The following is a 21,454-nucleotide window of genomic DNA, read 5'->3' as shown; positions in this document are numbered from 1 at the left end:
TGTTTAATTTGAAGTTATTACTGTTTTTCTGTTTTTCAGCATGTGTTAGTGCTCAATTTGATTACAAAATATATTCTAACAATAAAGACACTATACCCTACAGGATAATTGTTCCTAAAAACTATTCTTCTGAAAAATCTTATCCTATATTAATCTTTCTTCATGGTTCTGGCGAGAGAGGAAATAATAATGAATCTCAGCTAATTCACGGATCAAAAGTAATGGGATCTGATAATTTTCAAAAACAACATGATTCTTTTGTTGTTTTTCCGCAATGTAAAGCTAAAGATTACTGGGCGAATGTTCCTTTCTGGGAAAAAACAAATAAGAAGCGTTTTGTTTTTAATAAAACTCTCTCTGAAAACAATATGCTTAAAGGGGTTATAGAGCTTTTAAATAGTCTTGAATCAAAATATTCTATCGATCCTTCAAGAAGGTATATCGGCGGCCTCTCAATGGGGGCTATGGGTGCAATCGAGATTTTGGCTCAAAACCCAGGGGTTTTTCGAGCTGCATTTGCTATTTGTGGTGGTGGAAGCCCTTCATGGGCTAATAAAATAAAAGGCACTCCTTTGTGGCTATTTCATGGAAAAAAAGATGATGTAGTTGATGTCAAGTTTTCAAAAAAATTAGCTCGTAAATTAATTCGATTAAAATCTAAAACAAAACTTACTCTTTATGATGAAATAAAGCATAACAGTTGGGATTTAGCGCTTAACGATCCTTTTCTTTTTAAGTGGCTTTTTTCTCAATAAATAACCTAGGATTCTAGCTTAAACCTAACATTCTCAACGCTTTCTTTCGTCCCAACCAAAGTAACAGAGTCTCCAATTCTAAGTCTTGTGTATCCGTGTGAAATTAGAACCTGTCCTTTTCTAATTAATGAAAGAACAATAACGTCGGTAGGAAACCTAAGGTCTCTCAATGTCATTCCGTGTATGTCTTTGTTTCTTATTTCAACATCAACAGAGTCTTTGTTTTTGTCAAGCCCCAACAAGAGAGAGGTTGCGTTTGGTGATCTCACGAAGTGGTCTAGAAGATTGATCATGGCTAATGATGGGTCAATTATTCTCACTCCAATATTTATGAGTCTCTCATAATATTCTCTTGCTCCATTATATCTAACTATAACGTCCTTTGTTCCAAAATGTTCGTATACTAGGTTTGCTATCTTGTAGTTCTCTTTATCTGATAAAAGACATACTATTGCGTCGGCACCTTTTAGGTTTAGCTGTTTAAATGATTGAAGTGAAATATCCTCTGATTTAATAATCTCAAAGTCATCACTTGTTTTCCCCTCAACATCCGAAAAAGTTATGATTTTGGGAACCCAACCGCTTTGCTTTAGGGTCATGGCAAGAGCAATAGATTGGCTTTCTAGGCCAAAAATAATAGCATCTTTTATTCCATCAAATTCTGAACTTTTATGTTTTAAGTGACTTTCCTTGGCTATCTCTATTGATATCTTAAACAGTAAAGGGCCTATTAGTTGGTTAATTACAATAATTGCTATAATAATTGTTTGAAACTCGTATCCCCATTCAGGAAATTCATTTGCTATTATAGTTGTTAGGCCTAAAGCCACCCCGGCCTGAGTGACATATGGCATCCATGAAATGAATAAAAATCTTTTTTCGTCTTTTGCCGATAGCACCCCAAATATTCCCGCCAAAAACATTGAGAAAATTCGTAACGCAAAAAAGGCTATTGCGATCCAAAAGACATTTATTAATGTCTGAACAGATAAAGACGCTCCGGTTAGCGTAAAAAAGATTATGTAAATAGTTGGGCTTATTTCATCTAAAAGCTCAACAAATTCAATCCTATTGTTGGTGAAGTTTGTTATATAAAAACTGCCTATTATACAAACAAGAAGCGGCTCTAAAACAATTTCATGGCCAATGATTATTCCCGTTTTACTTCGGATATATTCTGCAAAAAGATATACACTATATCCTATAAGCAAAACCCCAACCGCTTTTATTGTTTTATTAATTTTTAGTGACAAGGGAGCTTTCAATATGATGCCTATAATTATTCCTAATAGAAATGATAATACCAAATCAAGTATTAAAAAAATTAAAAAATTAAAATCTAGATCTTCATTTTTAATTACTGTTTTCGCTGCAGAAAGGCATATTGCAAATAATATAATAACTAAAACATCTTTAACAACCGTAACCCCCATTGATGTTTTAGTAAATGGGCCATTTGCTTTCATTTCATTTATGACCGCTATTGCCGAGGAAGGAGATCTGGCAACAAAAATAACCCCAAACAGCAAGGCGATAATAAGTCTTATGTTTTCGGGTTGATCTTCCATAAAAGGGACATATGAAGAAAATTCGAAAATTAGCCAGGTGCTTAGTATTACAGTTATGAATAGCTGGCTCACGGTCATCCATTTTATGCTGTTTATCCTACTTCTTAGCTCTTTTAAATAAAACTCTGCTCCTGCTGAAAAAGCTATTATGGCAAGAGCTAGGTTATTAAGAAAGTTTAATTTTGGTAACGATTCTGAAGGAATAAAATTTAAAAAAGAGGACCCTGCTAATATTCCTGTAATAATTAAACCCGTAATTAATGGAAGCTTAATTTTTTGGAAAACTTTAGCTATTTGCTGTCCTGCAATTGAAACGATAACAAATCCGACTAAAAGAATCACAAAGCTACCTTCCATGCTTGGCTTAATTTAAGGGCAATATATAAAATAGAGATTTAATATGTTTCTTTATAGTGCGCTTTAAAACATATTCCCTATGTGTTGTCTAATTTATGAAATTCTTTTTTTTAATTTTACCTAAATTTAAACTCATGAACCTTTATTCCATAGAAACCGGAAATTTCAAGTTAGATGGGGGCGCTATGTTTAGTGTGGTTCCGAGGCTTCTATGGGAAAAAACAAATCCTCCCGATAACAAAAACAGAATTTCTATGGCCGCTAGGTCTTTGTTGATTGAAGATGGGGGTCGATTAATTTTAGTTGATACAGGTATTGGAAATAAGCAAGATGAAAAATTTTTTAGTCATTACGGGTTGTGGGGGGGCTTAAGTCTAGACAGGTCTCTATTAGAAAATGGGTTTCATCGTGATGATATAACTGACGTTTTTTTGACTCATCTTCATTTTGATCATTGTGGAGGTTCTATTTGTATAGATTCTAAGGGTAATTATGTTCCGGCTTTTAAAAATGCTAAATTCTGGGTTCATCAAAATCACTGGAATTGGGCAAAAAGCTCAAATATTAGAGAAAAAGCGTCCTTTATTCCCGAAAACATTAACCCTATTGAATCAAGTGGTCAGCTAAATTTTATTAAAAATCAAGGTCCTTATGTCAAGAATTCAGAGCTGGGGTTTGATATTATTCTGGTTGATGGACATACAGAAAAACAAATGCTTCCTGTGGTTAAGTATAAAGAAAAAACAATTGTTTTTGCTGCTGACTTAATTCCAACAATTGGCCACATTCCTGTTCCTTATATAATGAGCTACGATACAAGGCCTCTAATTACTTTAAAAGAAAAAACATCTTTTTTAAAGTCTGCCTGTCAAGAAAACTGGCTTCTTTTTATGGAGCACGACCCTTTTAATGAACTTATTTCATTGAAAATGACAGAAAAAGGAGTGAGTTTTGATCAGGGCTCAACATTAAAAGAGTTTTTTTAATATTGATTTGTTTATTTTAGTGGGATTTTAACTTCTATTAATATGTTACGAACTTTTCTCTTCTCTTTTTTATTTATTTCATTTAGCGCGTCTGTTATCTCTCAAAACTATTGGCAACAATCTGTTGATTACCAAATGACTGTAAATATGGATGTCAATTCTTTTGAATATAGTGGAGAACAAAAATTAATTTACTCTAACAATTCTCCTGACACAATCAATAAGGTGTTTTACCATCTTTACTTTAACGCTTTTAAGCCTGGAAGCGAAATGGCAACAAGAATTATAAGCGGTAAAGACAAAAACAAGCGCTTTAGTGTTGATATAAATGCTATACCTGAAGAGGAGGAGGGGAGGCTAGAGGTTTCAAACGTTAAGCAGGAAGGCGAGTCTTTATCTGCTGAATATTCTGGAACTATTCTTGAAGTGTCTTTAAAGAGTCCTTTGCTTCCTGGGAAAAGTACCACGATCACGCTTGATTTTAAGGGTCAGGTTCCAAAAATGATTCGTCGAGCTGGACGTGACTCTAAGGAGGGTGTTGCTCTTTCTATGGGTCAATGGTACCCTAAAATGGCTGAATATGATTACGACGGCTGGAACGCCGAACCTTACATCGGAAGAGAGTTTCACGGAGTTTGGGGTGATTTTGATGTGACAATAAATATTGATAAAAATTATGTGGTGGCGGCTAGTGGATACCTTCAAACCCCCCTAGATTATGGTCATGGATATGGAGGGAAAAAATCTAAGTCAAAAAAAGGAAAAACTTCTTGGAGGTTTATAGCTCCAATGGTTCACGATTTTACATGGGCTGCTGATCCAGACTTTATTCACGATACTTACCCGGGCCCTAAAGGAGTTACACTTCATTTCTTTTATAAAAATAATCCTGATATTATAGATAATTGGAAAAAACTTCAACCAAAAACTGCAGAGTTAATGCGGTTTTTTAATAACACAATAGGTGATTATCCTTATAAAGAGTATAACGTCGTTCATGGAGGTGATGGGGGAATGGAATATGCCATGCTTACTCTTATTACCGGGAATAGAAAATTTGGAAGCTTGGTAGGGGTAACAGCTCATGAACTTGCCCACTCTTGGTTTCAGCATGTTTTAGCAACCAATGAGATGAAGCACGAGTGGATGGACGAAGGTTTTACTTCTTATATTTCTAAGCTTGCAGTAGATAAAATTTTAGAGGAAAACAAAGTGTTTCCTCTTAGTGGTTCATACAGTAGTTATTTACGTCTCGCTCTTTCTGGGTTTGAACAACCACAATCAACAAATGCAAACAGGTATGATTATAATATGGCATACGAAAGTACCGCTTATAGTAAGGGTGCTGTTTTTTTGGCTCAGTTGGGATATGTGATTGGCCAAGAAAATCTTTCAAACACAATTAAGGAATATTATAAGTCCCATAAGTTTACACACCCAACACCCAACGATTTCAGAAGAGTTGCGGAGCGAGTTTCTGGAATACAGCTAAAGTGGTACTTAACTGACTGGACACAGACTACTAATCAAATTGACTATGGCATTAAGGAAATTAATGAAGTTGATAAAAAAACTCATATTACTTTAAACAGGGTTGGGTCTATGCCAATGCCTTTAGACGTATTAATTAACTTTAGTGATGGGAGTAATCAAATTCAGTACATACCAATTTCTTTAATGAGGGGTGAAAAAAACAATCCTTACAAAATTTCTTGGACCATAAATAAAGACTGGGCCTGGTCCATGCCGGAGTATTTGCTTGTTATTGACCGGCCTAAGGATGACATTGTTTCTGTTATTATTGATCCAACTGGATACATGGCTGATGTTAATCGAAAGAATAATGAGTTTTTTAAGAAATTAAAAAGGGATAAAGCAATTGAAAAAAAATAAATTACTTTCTTTAAAATCTAAAGAGGCTTTTAAGTCTCTTTTTAAAAATGGAGAATTTCATAAAGAAAAGAATGTTGGTGTTAGATATTGCGAAAAAGAAAAAGGTTTTTTTTACGTTGGGTACGCTGTTTCTAAAAAACATTTTTCTAAAGCCGTTGACAGGAACCTAATAAAAAGAAGGATTAAGTCTGAGGTTTATAAGACTAGTGATTTTTTTATTGATAATTGTCCTCCAGGAATTTATTTATTTTTTTATATGGGGAAGCGCATTCCTTTGTCTGTTAGTCTTTCTTCCGAAATATTAGGGGTTCTAAAAAAATTAGTCAAGAAACATGGCGCTGTGAGGAATTCCGTCTTCTAAATAATCTTCTCCTTTATATATAAATCCGTGCTTTTCGTAAAATTTTATCAAATATGACTGGGCGGATATTTTTATGGAATCCTTTTTAAATAATTTTTTGGCTATTTTAATACTGTATTCAACCAGCCCGTCTCCCACTTTGTTCTTCCTTTCTTCTTTATTAACTAGAACTCTGCCTATTGAGCAAAACTTTGAATAATATATACCTTTTTCTATTATTCTTGAATATCCAATCAATTTATTGTTTTTTTCAACCAACACATGATATGCTTTTTGATCTAGATCGTCCATGTCTTGAAACAAGCATTTCTGTTCTATTACAAAAACTTTAGCTCTAAGCTGAAGTGTTTGATAAAGCTTTACGTTAGAAAGCTGTTCAAAATTGAAAAAACTGTATTTTATCATTATTAACAAGGAATTTTACTCACTCTTTTTTGATGTCTACCCCCTTCGAATTTTGTTGAGCTGAATACTTTTACCATTTGAATTGCCTCTTCAACAGAAACGAATCTTGCTGGAATACTTATAATATTAGCGTCATTATGTTCCCTAGAAAGTCTAGAAAGCTCATTATTCCAGCAGAGAGCAGCTCTTATGTTTTCTCTTTTATTTGCAGTCATTGCTGCTCCATTTCCGCTTCCGCAAATAATAATACCCAAACTTCCATTGTTATTTGAAACAAAATTAGATACTGGATGAATGTGATCAGGATAATCGACACTTTCCTCCGTGTCTGTTCCGTAATTAATTACTTCTATATTTTCTAATTTTAAATATTTTATTATTTCATTTTTATAATATACCCCGGCGTGATCATTTCCTATTGCTATTTTCATTTTTCATTTTTTTACAATAAATAATGTTATTTTTTATTGGTTAATAATTTTTTTATAAACGGCTAAAAAGGTGTTCGTATTAAAGATAAGTTTATTTGTTTATGTGTTTAATTTTATTAGGTATAAAAACTTTTCTTATACACAAATATTTTATTTTTTTATGTTATTTTATTATTAAGATTTTTCAAACTCTTATAAACATATATTTATTGTTTTTTAAATATTATTATTAACTATTATAATATATTAACAGTTGTTAAATACTTTTATATTTAACTGATAAACATGTTTTTATATACATCTATATAAGTTGATAAGTGTATAAAAATTATTATTTACTTATAATCAAAATAAAAAAAGGAAAAGTTATTTGTTATATTAACAAGCTATCATCATCATCATTTTTAATTTAATTTAATTTAAATAATAATGATAATGTTTATAGTTGTTTATAAATGTTAAGTATTTTACAAAATCTAATACCTAATTTTGAAAGATTAAGATAAAGAATGTCAAAAAATAAGAAAGATTCAAAAGGATTTGAAGGCAAAATACTACGCCTTTTTCAAAGTAATAATAAAAAGTTATATAATTTTAAGCAAGTTTCATCTATCCTCGAAATCAAAGATACTCAAGGAAAAAACAATATTATAAAAACACTTAATGATTTATTTATTTCTAAAAGAATTTTTAAAGAATCTGAAGGAAGGTATGGTTTTATAGAGGACAATAAGTTTTATGAGGAGGGTATTATAGAAATAACAAGTTCTGGTAATGGATACTTATTAATGAGTGGAAAAGATATTTTTATATCTAAAAAAAACATAAATAAAGCTTTGAATAATGATACAGTTAAAGTTTATGTTTTTAAAAGGCCCGATAGAAAAGATAATATTTCAGGAGAGGTGGTTGAAATTATTAAAAGATCTAAACACGAGTATGTTGGTATAATTAAAAAACAAAAAGACTTTGGTTTTGTGTTAACACGAGGACCAAAAATGTATACAGATATTTTTATTTCATCAAAAGAAATGAAAAAAGCAGAGGATGGTCAGAAAGTAGTGGTTAAACTTACTGAATGGCCGGAAAGAGCTCAATCACCTTTCGGAGAAATAATAGAGGTGTTAGGAAAACCAGGTGATATTGATGTAGAAATGCATGCAATTTTATACGATTATGGTCTTCCATATAATTTTCCTAAAGAAATAATTGAAAGTGCTGATAAAATTGAAAGAAAAATTCTGAATGAAGAAATAAAGAAAAGAAGAGATTTTAGAAATGTTTTAACCTTTACTATTGATCCTATTACAGCAAAAGACTTTGATGACGCAATATCTTTTAAGGAAATTGGAGAAGATAAATTTGAAATAGGAATTCATATTGCAGATGTTTCCTATTTTGTTAAAGAAAACACTAAAATTGATGATGAAGCTTATAAAAGAGCAACATCTGTTTATTTGGTTGACAGGGTAGTCCCCATGCTTCCAGAAATATTATCAAATAATTTATGTTCTTTACGACCTAATGAAGAAAAATACACCTTTTCTGCAGTTTTTGAAATGGATAATAAAGGAAAAATTTATTCAGAATGGTTTGGAAGAACAGTAATAAAGTCAGATAATAGATTTTCTTATGAAGAAATACAACAAGTAATAGAAACAGGTAAGCCATATATTAGCAAAACAATATCATTAGTAAAACAAGAATATTATATATCAAATTCAACTTTTAAAGCAGTTTTAGAATTAAATAATATAGCAAAAGAGTTAAGAAATAAAAGATTAGAATTAGGGGCATTATCTTTTGATAGAGTTGAAGTTGGATTTAATCTAAATGAAAAAAATGAACCTGAAAGCATAAAACTTAAAGAATCAAAAGAATCAAATAAATTAGTTGAAGAATTCATGCTTTTAGCTAATAAAAAAGTAGCAGGCTTTATAAATAAAAAAAGACCAGTAAAACCTTTTATTTATAGAGTTCACGATGAGCCAGACATAGAGAAAATAAAAAACTTAAAAAATTTAGTAAACACATTTGGATATAAACTTGAAACAGCTAATAAGGATTTAACAAAATCACTAAACAATTTATTGCTTAACATTAAAGGAAAGCCAGAACAGAACATGATAGATACATTAACCTTAAGATGCATGTCTAAAGCTGTATACACAACAAATAATATTGGCCATTATGGCTTAGCTTTTGAAAGTTATTCACACTTTACTTCTCCAATAAGAAGGTATCCAGACGTGTTAACCCACCGCTTGCTTCAACAATACTTAGATGGAGAAAAAGCATTTAACAAGGTCGCGCTGGAAGACGCTTGCGTTCACTCCTCTTATAGAGAACAATTAGCGACAAAAGCAGAAAGAGACTCTATAAAGTATATGCAAATTAAATATATGGAAGACAAGATAGGTTCTGATTTTAACGGAATAATATCAGGGGTAACAGATAGGGGAATTTATGTTGAGATTAATGAAAATAAATGTGAAGGAATGATTTCGGTTAAAAGTATTGAAAATGATCAATATTTTTACGACCAAACAAAACACCAACTAGAAGGTTACGCTTCAGGAAAAGTTTATAAACTTGGAGACCCGATAGAGGTAACTGTTAAAAAAGCAGACTTAGTAAATAGACACCTGGACTTTAGTATAAAAATAAAACATTAAAAAATAAATCATGAAACGTATTTTACTTTTTTTATTTACATCAACGCTACTATTCCCTTTACAAGCTCAAGAAAAAATAGAGACCATTAGTGTGCTGGGCGACTTTAGCACTATAAGTGTTTATGCTGGGATTGAAGTTAACCTGATTAAATCTAAAGAAAACAAAATTGTATTAAGCGATAAAAATGAGGACACTTCTGTTTTTGGATATAAAATTAAAAACAACAACTTAAAGCTTAGGGCTGGAATAGATAAAAAACTCTCATTAGGAAATATATTTGTTGACGTTTATTATAGAAATGACATTGATGAATTAAAACTATTTCAAGGCTCAAAAGTTTTTTTAAAAGACACAATAAACCAAACGAATTTAAAAATAAAAGTTAAAGAAGGATCTTTATTAGTAGGAATTGTAAACACAGACAGAGCCACCGTTGAGGTGTTTTCAGGAGGATCAGTAAGCATAAAAGGGGAATCGTCGGTTGTTGAAATCAAATCAAGTACAGGGGGAATTTGCTCTGCAGAAGAACTTAGCTCTAAACAAACAATGATTCATGCAAGCATAGGATCTGTTGTTCACGCTACAGCCTCTACGTTGATGGAGGCAAACGCTACAACAGGAGCAATAATTAGAGTTTATGGAAGCCCCAAAAAACTTATCACAAATACGAGGTTGGGAGGGTCAATAAAGTATATAAAATAAAAAACCCGCTAATAATTATAACGGGCTTTAAGAGGCATCGAGCGGATTCGAACCGCTGTAGAAGCTTTTGCAGAGCTCTGCCTAGCCACTCGGCCACGATGCCGTGGGTGCAAAAATAGCACTAATTCCTTTAAGTTTCTTTTCTTTTAAGAATAATAGAGACGGCCTCAACATCACCACCAATTGGAGGATTTATTTTTGAGATTTCAACCTTTGCTTTCTTTACAGACGCGTGCTCGTTAAAAATTCTATCAATTATTCTTTTTGCAACAGCCTCCAGAAGTTTAGATCTTTTAAGGGCTTCTTCTTTAATTATTGAATTTAGCGCTACGTAGTCTACAGTATCATTAAGGTTGTCTGATTTTGATGATTTGTTTAGATCAACACTAACCTCTAGTTGTAAAACATAATCACTCCCAATTAACTCCTCCTGGTCCAGACATCCGTGATTTGAATAAAGTTTAACATTTTTTAATCTAATTTTCCCCATAATTACCTCAAATATATAAACTAGTTTTCAAATGAATAGTTCACACACTCTTTATATATTTACCAAAAAATATTTATGGACAATAGCGTCCCGGCTTTAAACTTTATAGAAAAAATAATTGAAGATGATTTAACAAACGGCTTCAGCTCCAAATCTCTTCGTTTTCGTTTTCCTCCAGAACCTAACGGCTTTCTTCACATAGGGCACGTAAAGGCGATATGTTTAAATTTTAATTTAGGCCTAAAATATAACGCCCCGGTTAATTTAAGGTTCGACGACACAAACCCTCAAAATGAAGAGAGTAAATATGTTGAGGCTATAAAAGAAGATATAAAATGGCTTGGATATAAATGGAACAAGGAGTGCTATGCCTCTGATTATTTTGAACAGCTTTATAAGTGGGCCCTGTTTTTAATTGATAATAATTTAGCATATGTAGATTCTCAAAGCTCAGAGCTTATTGCTGAACAAAAGGGAACGCCGTTATCCCCTGGATCAGAAAGCCCGTTTAGAAATCAACCACCTGCAAAGAGCAGAAAAACATTTGTAGAAATGTCTGAAGGGAAACATCCAGAAGGCTCATATGTTTTAAGGGCAAAAATCGACATGAAATCACCAAACATGCTAATGAGGGATCCTGTTATTTATAGAGTTCTTGACAAAACACACCATAGAACTAGCGACAAGTGGAAGGTTTATCCAACTTACGACTGGACCCATGGAGAGTCAGATTATATTGAACAAATCTCACACTCTCTATGCACACTAGAGTTTAAGCCCCACAGAGACTTATACGATTGGTTCTTAAAAACACTTCCAATTAATAAAAGTATTCCTAAACAAACTGAATTTGCAAGGCTTAACTTGTCATATACAGTTACTTCAAAAAGAAAATTAAAACAGCTAGTTGATAAACAGCTTGTAAACGGATGGGACGATCCAAGAATGCCCACTATATCAGGACTTAGAAGAAGAGGATACACCTCAGAATCCTTAAGGCTGTTTGTTGAAACTGCAGGAATTGCTAAAAGAGAAAACATTATTGAGGCGTCACTATTAGAGTTTTGCGCAAGGGACCATTTAAACAAAATTGCACCAAGAGTTAATGCTGTTCTTAACCCTGTAAAGTTAACCATTATCAACTATGATAAACATGAAGAACTGTTAAGTGGCGAAATTAATCCAGAACAAATCGATCTTGGCACAAGAGAAATACCCTTTTCCAAAAATTTACTTATAGAGAGAGAGGACTTTAAAGAGGAAGCTAATAGAAAGTTTTTTCGCCTTACCCTAGGTAAAGAGGTAAGGCTTAAAAACGCCTACATAATTAAAGGAGAATCCGTTGTAAAAAATGAAGAGGGTAAAGTTGTTGAGATTCTTTGCTCTTATGATAAAGACTCCAAAAGTGGTTCAGGATCTGAGGCAAGTAAAAGAAAGGTCAAAGGCACTCTTCATTGGGTAAGTGAAAAACACGCGATAAAAGTTAAAGTAAACATTTATGATCGTCTTTTTGTTGACCCCTCTCCAGATCAACACAAGGATAAAAGTTTTATTGACTTTGTTAACCCTAACTCACTCATAACTCAAAGCGCCTTTGTAGAGCCAAGCATATTGAGCGCTAAACAAGGAAGCTCTTATCAATTTCAAAGAGTGGGCTATTTTAATTTAGACAAAAAGAGCTCCCCTACTAATTTTATTTTTAATAAAACTGTTGGTCTGAGGGATAGTTGGGTTAAAAAGAAGTAAACACATTTTTATTCTTTTTTGGCATCACCTTTTAGCTTTAGATTTTGCTCCTTCATCGCCTCTCCAATTTGGTTACTTGCTGTAAACGAGGCAACCATGTTGTTCAACATTTCACTTCCTGCTTGAGGTGAATTCGGCAGCAAGATAAGGTTACTGTTTGTTTCGCTTCCAATTGACTGCAAAGTATCATAATGTTGAGTAACTACAATTAAAGCAGAAGCTTCTTGAGAGTTTATGCCGACATTATTAAGAACATCCACGGACTCCTCTAGGCCTCGAGCAATTTCTCTTCTTTGATCAGCAATACCCCGACCTTGAAGCCTTTTGCTTTCAGCTTCAGCTTTTGCTTTTTCTACAATTAAAATTCTTGCCGCATCACCTTCATACTGAGCAGCAACCTTTTGTCGCTCTGCAGCATTAATTTTATTCATAGCAGTTTTAACTTCAGCATCAGGATCTATGTCCGTTACTAATGTTTTAATTATGTTATACCCATAACTACTCATTGCCTCATTAAGCTCGCTCTTTACTGCATTAGCAATTTCATCTTTTTTCTCAAACACATCATCAAGGATCATTTTAGGCACCTCTGCTCTGACCACGTCAAAAACATAAGACGTTATTTGATCCTGAGGAAAGTCTAGTTTATAAAAAGCATCAAAGACCTTATCTTCAATAACTTTATATTGAACTGACACCTTAAGTTTAACAAAAACATCGTCTTTAGTTTTAGTTTCAACAATAACGTCAAGCTGAAGAATTCTTAGACTTAATCGACCTGAGATCTTATCAACGAAAGGAATTTTTATATGAAGTCCAGGAGGTCTCACCGCTAAAAACCTACCAAATCGCTCTACTAATGCAGAGGTTTGTTGTTTGACAATAAACACTCCAGACAAAATAATTAGAACTGTAAATACGGTTAATATTGTTGAAAATATAGTCATGATAAATTATTTTTAATATGATTTTTTAAATTAGCCAATCTTTTTAAAGTTAAGCTTTTTTCTATTAACACTGAAACTTTAACAATGTCTGGACCAGACAATTTTCCCACTAAACTTATTCTTAGAAGCTGCATTATTGAGCCAAAATTAATATTTTTATTACCAGACAAAGTACTCAAGTTTTCTTTAAGCCTATCAACACCATTTTTTTCAACAACAGCTTCTATTTCTTTTATTATTACCTCAACATCGTTTTTTGATCGCAATTTATTTATTGCTTTCTGATCATAATCTGCAGGATCCTTTAAAAAAAACTCAATCTCTTTTTCAAAGTCACCAGCCAGTTTTAATCTTTCTCTTACTAGTAAAAAGATTTCAGCACACTTTGAAGGATATTTGTTTTTTAAATCTATTACACGCTCAGGAAAGTTTATTTCAAATTCATTAAAATCAAGTCTTAACAGATGTTGCTGGTTAATCCACTTTGCTTTTTCAAAATCAAATTTTGCACCTCCTTTTTGAAGACCTTTAATGTTAAATAGCTTTATTAAGTCGTCTAGGTTAAAAAACTCATCATCACTACCGGGGTTCCAGCCAAGCAGCGCTAAGTAGTTAATCATTCCGCTGCTTAAAAAGCCCATCTCTTTAAATCCCTCATCTTTTTCCCAGCTTAGCGGAAATATAGGAAATCCACCTTTCGCTCCATCACGCTTTGAAAGCTTGCCTTTTCCATAAGGTTTAAGGATTAAAGGGAGATGTATGTAATTTGGTTTTTCCCATCCAAAAGCTTCGTGTATCAAGCCGTGAAGCGGAAGAGAAGGAAGCCACTCTTCTCCCCTAATTACAGTTGTTATTTTCATCAAATGGTCATCCACAATATTTGCAAAGTGATAGGTTGGAAACCCATCCGTTTTAACCAATATTTTATCATCAAGAACACTGTTGTCAAAATGCACAAGACCTCTCAAAAGATCTTCGGATATTGTTTTTCCACTATTAACTTTAAGACGAATCACAAAAGAATCTTTTTTAATTCTTGTATCTATATCTTCACCGTTCATAGATAAAGAATTGTCTAGTGAACATCTTGTTGAATAATCGTATTTAAAAACTAATCCCTTTTTTTCTTTTTCACTTCTTAGCCTTCCGAGCTCTTCATCTGTGTCAAAAGCATAATACGCCTTATCGGCTGCAATCAACAGTTCAATTTTTTCATTATAAATACTAATTCTTTCGCTTTGCATGTAAGGACCATATTCTCCGCCTAAAGACGGGCTCTCGTCAGGAATTATACCCGCCCAGGATAAGGCTTTTTCTATGTATTTATCACTGTTTTTTACAAGTCTGTTTCTGTCAGTGTCCTCAATACGTAATATAAAAGTCCCGTTTCTGCTTTTTGTGTACAGGTAGTTAAAAAGCGCCGTTCTTAAGCCTCCAATGTGTAAAGGGCCGGTTGGGCTTGGCGCGAATCTAACTCTTTCTTTCATGATGCTGTAAATATAAAGAATCGCTTAGTTTCAACTGCATTTAGATTGGTGTATATTTGTAAATGAAATGATACAATTTATTAACATGTCCCCCCAGATTGATGAAGACCGTATAAAGGAATGGCTCATTTCATCCGCATTAGCCTATAGCGTATCAGTAAAAAAGCTAGTTTATTCATTTGTTTCAACGGAACACATGTTAAGTTTAAATTTGAAATACTTAAACCATAATACTCACACGGACATTCTTACCTTCCCTTACGGGACTAATAAAAATATAGTTGCAGAGGTCTATATTTCAACAGAACAGACTTTTGAAAATGCAAAAATATTTAATCAAAGTATTGAAAATGAGACCCTTAGATTAATATCCCATGGTTTTCTTCATTGTTTAGGTTTTCATGATAAGACTAAGGCTCTTAAAAATAAAATGTCAAATGAAGAAGATAAAATGATCAACATGTTCCACGTGAAACATTAATTTCTATTATATATGTTTGATAAAAAATATGATGTTATTGTTGTTGGCGGAGGTCATGCAGGATGTGAAGCAGCGGCAGCATCAGCCAACCTTGGCTCTAGCACGTTATTAATCACCATGAACCTTCAAACTCTTGGTCAGATGTCATGTAATCCCGCCATGGGAGGTATCGCAAAAGGCCAAATTGTTCGTGAAATTGACGCTCTAGGCGGTTACAGCGGAACAGTATCAGATTACAGCGCAATACAATTTAAAATGTTGAACAGGTCTAAAGGTCCAGCAATGTGGTCCCCTCGTGTCCAATCCGACAGATCTATGTTCTCCCAAAACTGGAGAGATCTTTTAGAGAAAACAAATAATCTCGACTTTTATCAAGAAATGGTAACAAGTCTAATTGTTGAAAATGGAATAGCCGTTGGTGTAAAAACTTCCCTTGACATATCTATACATTCTAAAACAATTATTCTTACAAACGGAACTTTTTTAAACGGCCTCATTCACATTGGGGAGAAAAACTTTGGTGGAGGTAGGGCTGGTGAAAGTCCATCAATTGGATTAACGCATTGTTTGGAGTCGCATGGTTTTATATCTGGCCGAATGAAGACTGGAACACCTCCAAGAGTTGATGGCAGATCACTTAACTACTCACTAATGGAAGAACAGCCTGGAGATGATCGCCCAGGAACTTTTAGTTTTTTAGAAACCACAAACAAATTAAATTCTCAAAGAAGTTGTCATATTACTTACACCAGTGAAGAAGTTCACGACCTGCTTAGAACTGGCTTTGATCGATCTCCAATGTTTAACGGTAGCATCCAAAGTACAGGTCCCAGGTATTGCCCCTCAATTGAAGATAAAATAAGTCGCTTCTCTGAAAAACCAAGACATCAGATTTTTGTAGAACCTGAAGGATGGAACACTGTTGAGGTTTATGTTAATGGCTTTTCCACATCACTTCCTCAAGAAATTCAATATGAAGCCTTAAAAAAAGTTCAAGGCTTTGAGAAAGTTAAATTCTTTAGGCCAGGTTATGCGATTGAATACGACTACTTTCAGCCAACCCAGCTAAAGCACAGTCTCGAAACTAAAATCATTGAAAACTTATTCTTTGCAGGACAAATAAACGGTACAACAGGTTATGAGGAAGCTGCCGCCCAGGGGATAATTGCGGGCGTAAATGCAAACCTCAAGCATCAGGATTGTGATCCTTTTGTTTTAAAAAGAGATGAAGCTTATATAGGGGTTCTAATTGACGACCTTGTGCTTAAGGGGACCGAAGAGCCCTATAGGATGTTTACTTCCAGAGCAGAATATAGAACCTTACTTCGTCAAGATAATGCAGACGAACGACTAACGCCCTTGGCTTTTAACATAGGTTTGGCTAGTTCAAAAAGAATGAAGTCTCTTGAGGCAAAAATGGCGTTAACAGAAAAATCAATAAAATTTTTAAACAATACTAGTTTTGATCCTAAAATGCTTAACGTAATATTAAAATCAAAAAAATCTTCCCCCGTAAGGCAGGCAGGAAAGCTCGCTAAGGTTCTTGCCAGACCAAATATAATAATGGACGACTTAAAGAAGCTCCCTAAGGTTTCTGAGTTTATTGAAAAAGAGAAAATCAACGAAATAATTTTAGAGCAGGCAGAAATTCAAATTAAATATTCCGGATACATTGCCAAGGAAAAGCAAATGGCAGATAAAATTCATAGACTAGAGAACATATCAATACCCGTCTCTTTCAATTATAATGAACTCGCGTCATTGTCAAGCGAAGCAAAAGAAAAGTTAAACAACATATTGCCCCAATCACTATCACAAGCGAGTAGAATAAGCGGAATTAATCCTAGTGATATTAGTGTCCTGTTAGTTGCTTTGGGTAGATAATGTTCCACGTGAAACAAATGAAAAAATATAATAATTATTATTGTACAGCAAAAGACAGATTAGTCACAGGAGAACTGTTTTCTGTTTATTACAACAATGAACGATCTGTTGCAAAAACAAAAATTGACTTAGAGGAGGACATGTATCGTTTCTATAAAACGAACATTTATAATTCCCACAAGGTAGAATCAAAAACCTTTACGGATAAACTATACTTCATTAGCCGGAGGGCCATGATGTTTTTTAAATATAAAATTATCAAGTCTTTAGTCAAACAAACAAAACTTCTTGATTACGGATGTGGAAACGGAGATTTTTTAAAATATATATCAGATAAGCAAATTCCAGTAACGGGAATTGAAAAAAGTCTGTCATCACAAAAAATTTGTCAATCTAAAGGGATAAGTGTTTTTTCGTCAGTTAAGCACCTTGGAACATCTAGTTATAACATAATCACACTATGGCATGTGCTAGAACATGTACCCAGCCCGACTAAATGCATAAGCGCTTTATCAGAGCTTTTATCTAAAGAGGGATCACTTGTGTTAGCAGTTCCAAACATACAAAGCTTTGATTCACAGGTGTTTAAAGAAGAATGGGCGGCCCTTGATGTTCCAAGACATCTCTGGCATTTTACCCCTAAAGGGCTTATTGAGCTTTTGAAAAAGGAAAAATTTGTTTTATTTAAAACAAAGCCATTACCTCTAGATGCATACTACATCTCTTTACTTTCAGCAAGACGAAAAAAAATGTTTTTACCTTGGATTGTGGCTTTCATAGTTGGAACAATTTCAAATATTGTAGGAGTTTTTAACGGAAACTATTCGTCTAGTGTATTTGTTTTTAGAAAAAGCAACTAGTCTTCTTTTTTATTCAAATACTTAGCAATCTTTAATATGAAATTTGAAAATAATATTTTTGAATTTGCATTTCTTTTCACTTGATAATATGTTTCTTCTAGTAAACTAGTAATATTAATGATGTTTTTACCATTAACAAAAGGCGCTAACTTTTTAACATTAAAACTGTTTAAGCTTAAATAATGAGAGGCCTTGTTTGCGCCATAGTTCGTGACTAAAGCAGACCTAATAAGAACAGACCCAAGCTCCAAAAAAGCTTTTTGCTCATCTCTAGTAAGCTTCGATACATCATCAGCCCAACTCATCAGATCAACTACAATTGCTTTATTTCCGATTGATTTAAAGGCACTCCTTAAGCCTTTAATCCAAACAGATTCAAGTTTTTTTCTTAAAGTTGAATTTTTAGATAATTCAAGCGCAATCGCCCAGTTTCCTTCAGAGGCATTTGCTATTTCTGAAGCATTTTCAACACCAGCGTTAATTAGTTTTTCTTTTATTTTTGCTATTGATATTTTGCTTAGAGATAACAAAATTGAGCGGGAATAGATAGTTGGTAATACTTGGTCAGGTTTTTCGCTAATCATCATAAAATAGGTTTTAGCGGGAGGCTCTTCCAGTATTTTAAGCATTTTATTTGCAGCTGAAATATTGAGAAGTTCTGGAGCCCATATAAGACAAACCTTACTTTTCCCCTCGTAAGCTTTAAGGCTTATCTTTTGATGCAATTGGTTAACTTCTTCAACACCAATTGAGCCCTGCTTATTAGAAGACCCTAGGCTAAGAAGCCAGTCAGTTAGACTACAATAATTATTTTTTTCATAAAATGATTTGAAAGCCTCAATTAAGTCAAGAGAAACTTCAGTTTTTTTATCAATTTTAATTACTGGGAAACAAATAAAAAAGTCAGGGTGCTTGAAAGGATGACGTCCAAGCAATTCTTTTGCAATAGCAACTGCTAAAAGAAGGCCTCCACCGCCATATTCATCTGCGATTAATTGGGTTTGGGGAAGCTCATTTCTCTCTAATTCTCGATTTATTTTTTTAGCTAAATTTTCTTGTCCCCAAAAGTCTATCATTTTATTTTAGTATAAAAACAAGCTTAAAAGTACATATTATTTTTTCCTCAGAAACTTATCGTATTTATTGGTTTAGAAAAGTAGCCATGAGCATAAAAATTGTTCTAATTTTGTTCTATAAATAGATTTCATGAACACAATCAAGAATGTAAACTTTGAAGGAGAGCGTGTTATTATTAGAGTTGACTACAACGTTCCTTTGGATAATAAAAATAAAGTAACAGACACAACAAGAATAGAAGCCTCAAAAGAAACTATTTTGACGGTATTAAAAAAAGGGGGAAGCGTAATCCTTCTAACGCATATAGGAAGGCCAAAAGGTGTTGATGCAAATTTTTCATGCTCATTAATTGTAGATGAGGTCTCAAGGATATTGAAACAAAAAGTCCTTTTTTGTTCTTCAACAATTGGAGAAAAAGCAGAGTTAATGACCAAATCACTGCGTTCAGGCGAAGTAGTATTAATGGAAAACATTAGATTTCACCCAGAAGAAACAAAAGGAGAAATCACTTTTGCTAAGCAATTATCTAGATTAGGAACAGTATATATAAATGATGCTTTTGGAACAGCTCATAGGGCTCATTCTTCTACAACGATTATAGCGCAATTTTTCAAAAACAAATATTTAGGGAAACTACTAGAAAAAGAAGTTAACTCTATTGATAAAATAGTTAATAAAGGAAAAAAACCAATACTTGCTATTTTAGGAGGGGCTAAAGTATCTTCTAAAATCACAATCATTGAAAGTCTTCTGGATTCGGTAAACGACATTCTTATTGGAGGGGGAATGGCATATACTTTTATTCAAGCTCAAGGAGGTTCAATAGGAGACTCAATATGTGAGCCAGATTTTTGTGAATATGCGTTGAAGTTGATAGAAAAAGCCAAAGAAAAAGAAGTGCAAATTCACTTGCCATCAGATGTAATAATAGCAGATAGCTTTAGCAATTCAGCTAACACTAAAACATGTTCAATTAGCAATATTCCCCTAGGATGGCAGGGCTTGGATTTTGGACCAGAAAGTATTGAAAGAATCAAACCTTTAATACAAAAATCAAAAACAATTTTATGGAACGGCCCTTTGGGAGTATTTGAATTTAATAATTTTTCTAAAGGAACGATAGCGTTAGGAGAGTTAATTGCAGAGGCCACATCTAAAGGAGCTTTTTCACTAGTGGGAGGAGGAGACTCGGTGGCAGCAGTTAAAAAATTTGGCTTTGCCAATAAAATGAGCTATGTTTCCACAGGAGGAGGAGCTATGCTTGAGAGCCTGGAAGGTAAAAAACTTCCAGGAATAGAGGCCTTAAATTAACCCTCAAACTTATTTTATATATTTATTAAATGAATGCTGTTATAAAAAACTTTTTTTTCTCTTTAAACATAATATCAGGTGTTTTGTTTATTTTTTTCACTCTTGTTACTTGTGACAGCAAACCATCAGTTAGATATACTCCAGATTCTAGTGGTAATATAAATACGGTGAATGTTGTTATGACAAAAACCAACTGGGAAGGAGATTTAGGAAAAAAAGTGAGATCTTCTTTAGGGGAAACATATGAAGGACTTCCAATTGACGAACCTCAATTTTCATTTAAATATTTAGAACCAAAAATTTTTAACGGTTTCGCAAGACACTCTAGAAATATAATTCAATTTGTGAAAGATTCAGTAGCTAAGTTTAATCTTTACTCAGACTTGTATGCTAGGCCTCAGGTTGTTGCAAAAATACATGGCGCTGATTCTGAGGAGATGATGTTTTTTCTAGAACAAAATGAAAAATTAATAAAAGGAGTATTTGTTGAGAATGAAATCAAAGAAAAGTCAAGACGAATTTCAAAGTCTTTGAGCACGGAAAGAAACATTCAAAACAGGTTTGAAGTTCAAATTAAGTATCCTTCAGCATATAAAGTAGTTAAGGACACTGCTAATTTTATATGGGTTCAAAAACGCATATCCAAAGGACATCTAAACCTTATTGTTTATTCAATTCCAATCAAAATATTTGACAAAAATATATCCAAGTCAATAATAGGACTTAGAGATTCAATAGGAAAAACACATATACCTGGAAGATTAAAAGGCTCATATATGATTACTGAAAAGGCTTATAAACCGTATTTTTATAAAACACAGTTGTTAGGAGGAGCGTCCTACTTAACAAAGGGGACTTGGGAAGTAGCTAACGATTATATGGCAGGACCATTTATAAATTATTTAACATCCGACACACTTAGAAAAAGATGGATAGCAATAGAAGGGTTTGTTTTTGCTCCCTCAATGAGCAAGAGAGATTACATGTTTGAGTTGGAAACAATAATTAAAAGTGTTTCGTTCAATAAAAATAGGTGA

At 33.3% G+C, this 21,454-nt stretch carries 19 protein-coding genes and 1 tRNA gene; 12 read left to right on the top strand and 8 right to left on the bottom strand.

Annotated elements, in window-relative coordinates:
• The first annotated feature begins 8 nt into the window (after window positions 1-8).
• Window positions 9-755, top strand: a complete 747-nt coding sequence (locus AC34EU_RS05160; RefSeq protein ID WP_487534037.1) for a carboxylesterase family protein — start codon at window positions 9-11, stop codon at window positions 753-755.
• 5 nt (window positions 756-760) lie between these two features.
• Here AC34EU_RS05160 and AC34EU_RS05155 read toward each other — a convergent pair whose 3' ends face one another.
• Entirely contained in the window at window positions 761-2,680 is a 1,920-nt protein-coding gene (locus tag AC34EU_RS05155) for a cation:proton antiporter domain-containing protein (RefSeq protein ID WP_487534036.1), read from the bottom strand.
• Between the two features lie 134 nt (window positions 2,681-2,814).
• On the opposite strand from AC34EU_RS05155, the gene AC34EU_RS05150 reads away from it, so the two are divergent.
• Genes AC34EU_RS05150 through rnpA form a run of 3 tightly spaced genes read left to right on the top strand, consistent with a single transcriptional unit; the run spans window position 2,815 to window position 5,920 of the window.
• Window positions 2,815-3,666, top strand: a complete 852-nt coding sequence (locus AC34EU_RS05150; protein WP_487534035.1) for an MBL fold metallo-hydrolase — start codon at window positions 2,815-2,817, stop codon at window positions 3,664-3,666.
• A gap of 42 nt (window positions 3,667-3,708) precedes the next feature.
• Window positions 3,709-5,559, top strand: a complete 1,851-nt coding sequence (locus tag AC34EU_RS05145) for a M1 family metallopeptidase (protein ID WP_487534034.1) — start codon at window positions 3,709-3,711, stop codon at window positions 5,557-5,559.
• Complete coding sequence (gene rnpA, locus AC34EU_RS05140) at window positions 5,546-5,920, top strand: ribonuclease P protein component (RefSeq protein ID WP_487534033.1); 375 nt, start codon at window positions 5,546-5,548, stop codon at window positions 5,918-5,920. Before AC34EU_RS05145 ends, rnpA begins: the two co-directional genes overlap by 14 nt.
• On the opposite strand, the gene AC34EU_RS05135 is transcribed toward rnpA, so the two are convergent.
• The gene (locus tag AC34EU_RS05135) at window positions 5,879-6,325 is read right to left on the bottom strand and encodes a GNAT family N-acetyltransferase (protein ID WP_487534032.1); all 447 of its coding nucleotides are present in this window, start codon (window positions 6,323-6,325) and stop codon (window positions 5,879-5,881) included. The genes rnpA and AC34EU_RS05135 overlap by 42 nt on opposite strands.
• A 2-nt stretch (window positions 6,326-6,327) precedes the next feature.
• A complete protein-coding gene (gene rpiB, locus AC34EU_RS05130; RefSeq protein ID WP_487534031.1) occupies window positions 6,328-6,756 on the bottom strand; it encodes a ribose 5-phosphate isomerase B in 429 nt (142 codons plus the stop codon).
• A gap of 509 nt (window positions 6,757-7,265) precedes the next feature.
• Here rpiB and rnr point away from each other — a divergent pair.
• Together rnr and AC34EU_RS05120 are read left to right on the top strand one after the other, a co-directional pair.
• On the top strand, window positions 7,266-9,431 hold the full coding sequence (rnr, locus tag AC34EU_RS05125; RefSeq protein ID WP_487534030.1) for a ribonuclease R: 2,166 nt from the start codon (window positions 7,266-7,268) through the stop codon (window positions 9,429-9,431).
• 10 nt (window positions 9,432-9,441) lie between these two features.
• On the top strand, window positions 9,442-10,134 hold the full coding sequence (locus AC34EU_RS05120) for a GIN domain-containing protein (RefSeq protein ID WP_487534029.1): 693 nt from the start codon (window positions 9,442-9,444) through the stop codon (window positions 10,132-10,134).
• Between the two features lie 32 nt (window positions 10,135-10,166).
• Here the strand turns inward: AC34EU_RS05120 and AC34EU_RS05115 are convergent.
• A tRNA-Cys gene (locus AC34EU_RS05115) sits at window positions 10,167-10,237 on the bottom strand.
• A 27-nt stretch (window positions 10,238-10,264) separates the two neighbouring features.
• Complete coding sequence (gene folB, locus AC34EU_RS05110; protein WP_487534028.1) at window positions 10,265-10,624, bottom strand: dihydroneopterin aldolase; 360 nt, start codon at window positions 10,622-10,624, stop codon at window positions 10,265-10,267.
• 75 nt (window positions 10,625-10,699) lie between these two features.
• On the opposite strand from folB, the gene AC34EU_RS05105 reads away from it, so the two are divergent.
• A complete protein-coding gene (locus tag AC34EU_RS05105; protein ID WP_487534027.1) occupies window positions 10,700-12,370 on the top strand; it encodes a glutamine--tRNA ligase/YqeY domain fusion protein in 1,671 nt (556 codons plus the stop codon).
• 8 nt (window positions 12,371-12,378) lie between these two features.
• On the opposite strand, the gene AC34EU_RS05100 is transcribed toward AC34EU_RS05105, so the two are convergent.
• Together AC34EU_RS05100 and gltX are read right to left on the bottom strand one after the other, a co-directional pair.
• Window positions 12,379-13,317 (bottom strand): SPFH domain-containing protein, encoded by a 939-nt coding sequence (locus AC34EU_RS05100; RefSeq protein ID WP_487534026.1) that lies wholly within the window; start codon window positions 13,315-13,317, stop codon window positions 12,379-12,381.
• Window positions 13,314-14,804, bottom strand: a complete 1,491-nt coding sequence (gltX, locus tag AC34EU_RS05095; protein ID WP_487534025.1) for a glutamate--tRNA ligase — start codon at window positions 14,802-14,804, stop codon at window positions 13,314-13,316. Before gltX ends, AC34EU_RS05100 begins: the two co-directional genes overlap by 4 nt.
• Before the next feature lie 85 nt (window positions 14,805-14,889).
• Between gltX and ybeY the strand changes: the two genes are divergently transcribed.
• The 3 genes from ybeY to AC34EU_RS05080 are packed head-to-tail and all read left to right on the top strand — an operon-like array spanning window position 14,890 to window position 18,029.
• Window positions 14,890-15,285 (top strand): rRNA maturation RNase YbeY, encoded by a 396-nt coding sequence (gene ybeY, locus AC34EU_RS05090; protein WP_487534024.1) that lies wholly within the window; start codon window positions 14,890-14,892, stop codon window positions 15,283-15,285.
• A gap of 12 nt (window positions 15,286-15,297) precedes the next feature.
• Window positions 15,298-17,169, top strand: coding sequence for a tRNA uridine-5-carboxymethylaminomethyl(34) synthesis enzyme MnmG (mnmG, locus tag AC34EU_RS05085; RefSeq protein ID WP_489696093.1), 1,872 nt, complete (start codon window positions 15,298-15,300; stop codon window positions 17,167-17,169).
• Window positions 17,170-17,186: 17 nt separating this feature from the next.
• Window positions 17,187-18,029, top strand: a complete 843-nt coding sequence (locus tag AC34EU_RS05080) for a class I SAM-dependent methyltransferase (protein ID WP_487534022.1) — start codon at window positions 17,187-17,189, stop codon at window positions 18,027-18,029.
• Here AC34EU_RS05080 and AC34EU_RS05075 read toward each other — a convergent pair.
• Window positions 18,026-19,105 (bottom strand): DNA polymerase III subunit, encoded by a 1,080-nt coding sequence (locus AC34EU_RS05075; RefSeq protein WP_487534021.1) that lies wholly within the window; start codon window positions 19,103-19,105, stop codon window positions 18,026-18,028. The two genes, AC34EU_RS05080 and AC34EU_RS05075, sit on opposite strands and share 4 nt — an antisense overlap.
• A 130-nt stretch (window positions 19,106-19,235) precedes the next feature.
• Between AC34EU_RS05075 and AC34EU_RS05070 the strand changes: the two genes are divergently transcribed.
• A complete protein-coding gene (locus AC34EU_RS05070) occupies window positions 19,236-20,417 on the top strand; it encodes a phosphoglycerate kinase (RefSeq protein ID WP_487534020.1) in 1,182 nt (393 codons plus the stop codon).
• Window positions 20,418-20,446: 29 nt separating this feature from the next.
• The gene (locus AC34EU_RS05065; protein ID WP_487534019.1) at window positions 20,447-21,454 is read left to right on the top strand and encodes a DUF4837 family protein; all 1,008 of its coding nucleotides are present in this window, start codon (window positions 20,447-20,449) and stop codon (window positions 21,452-21,454) included.

It is taken from the genome of Candidatus Marivariicella framensis, assembly GCF_982709265.1.
Note: the sequence above shows the minus strand (reverse complement) of the source record. Positions and strands in the feature narration are given on the sequence as shown.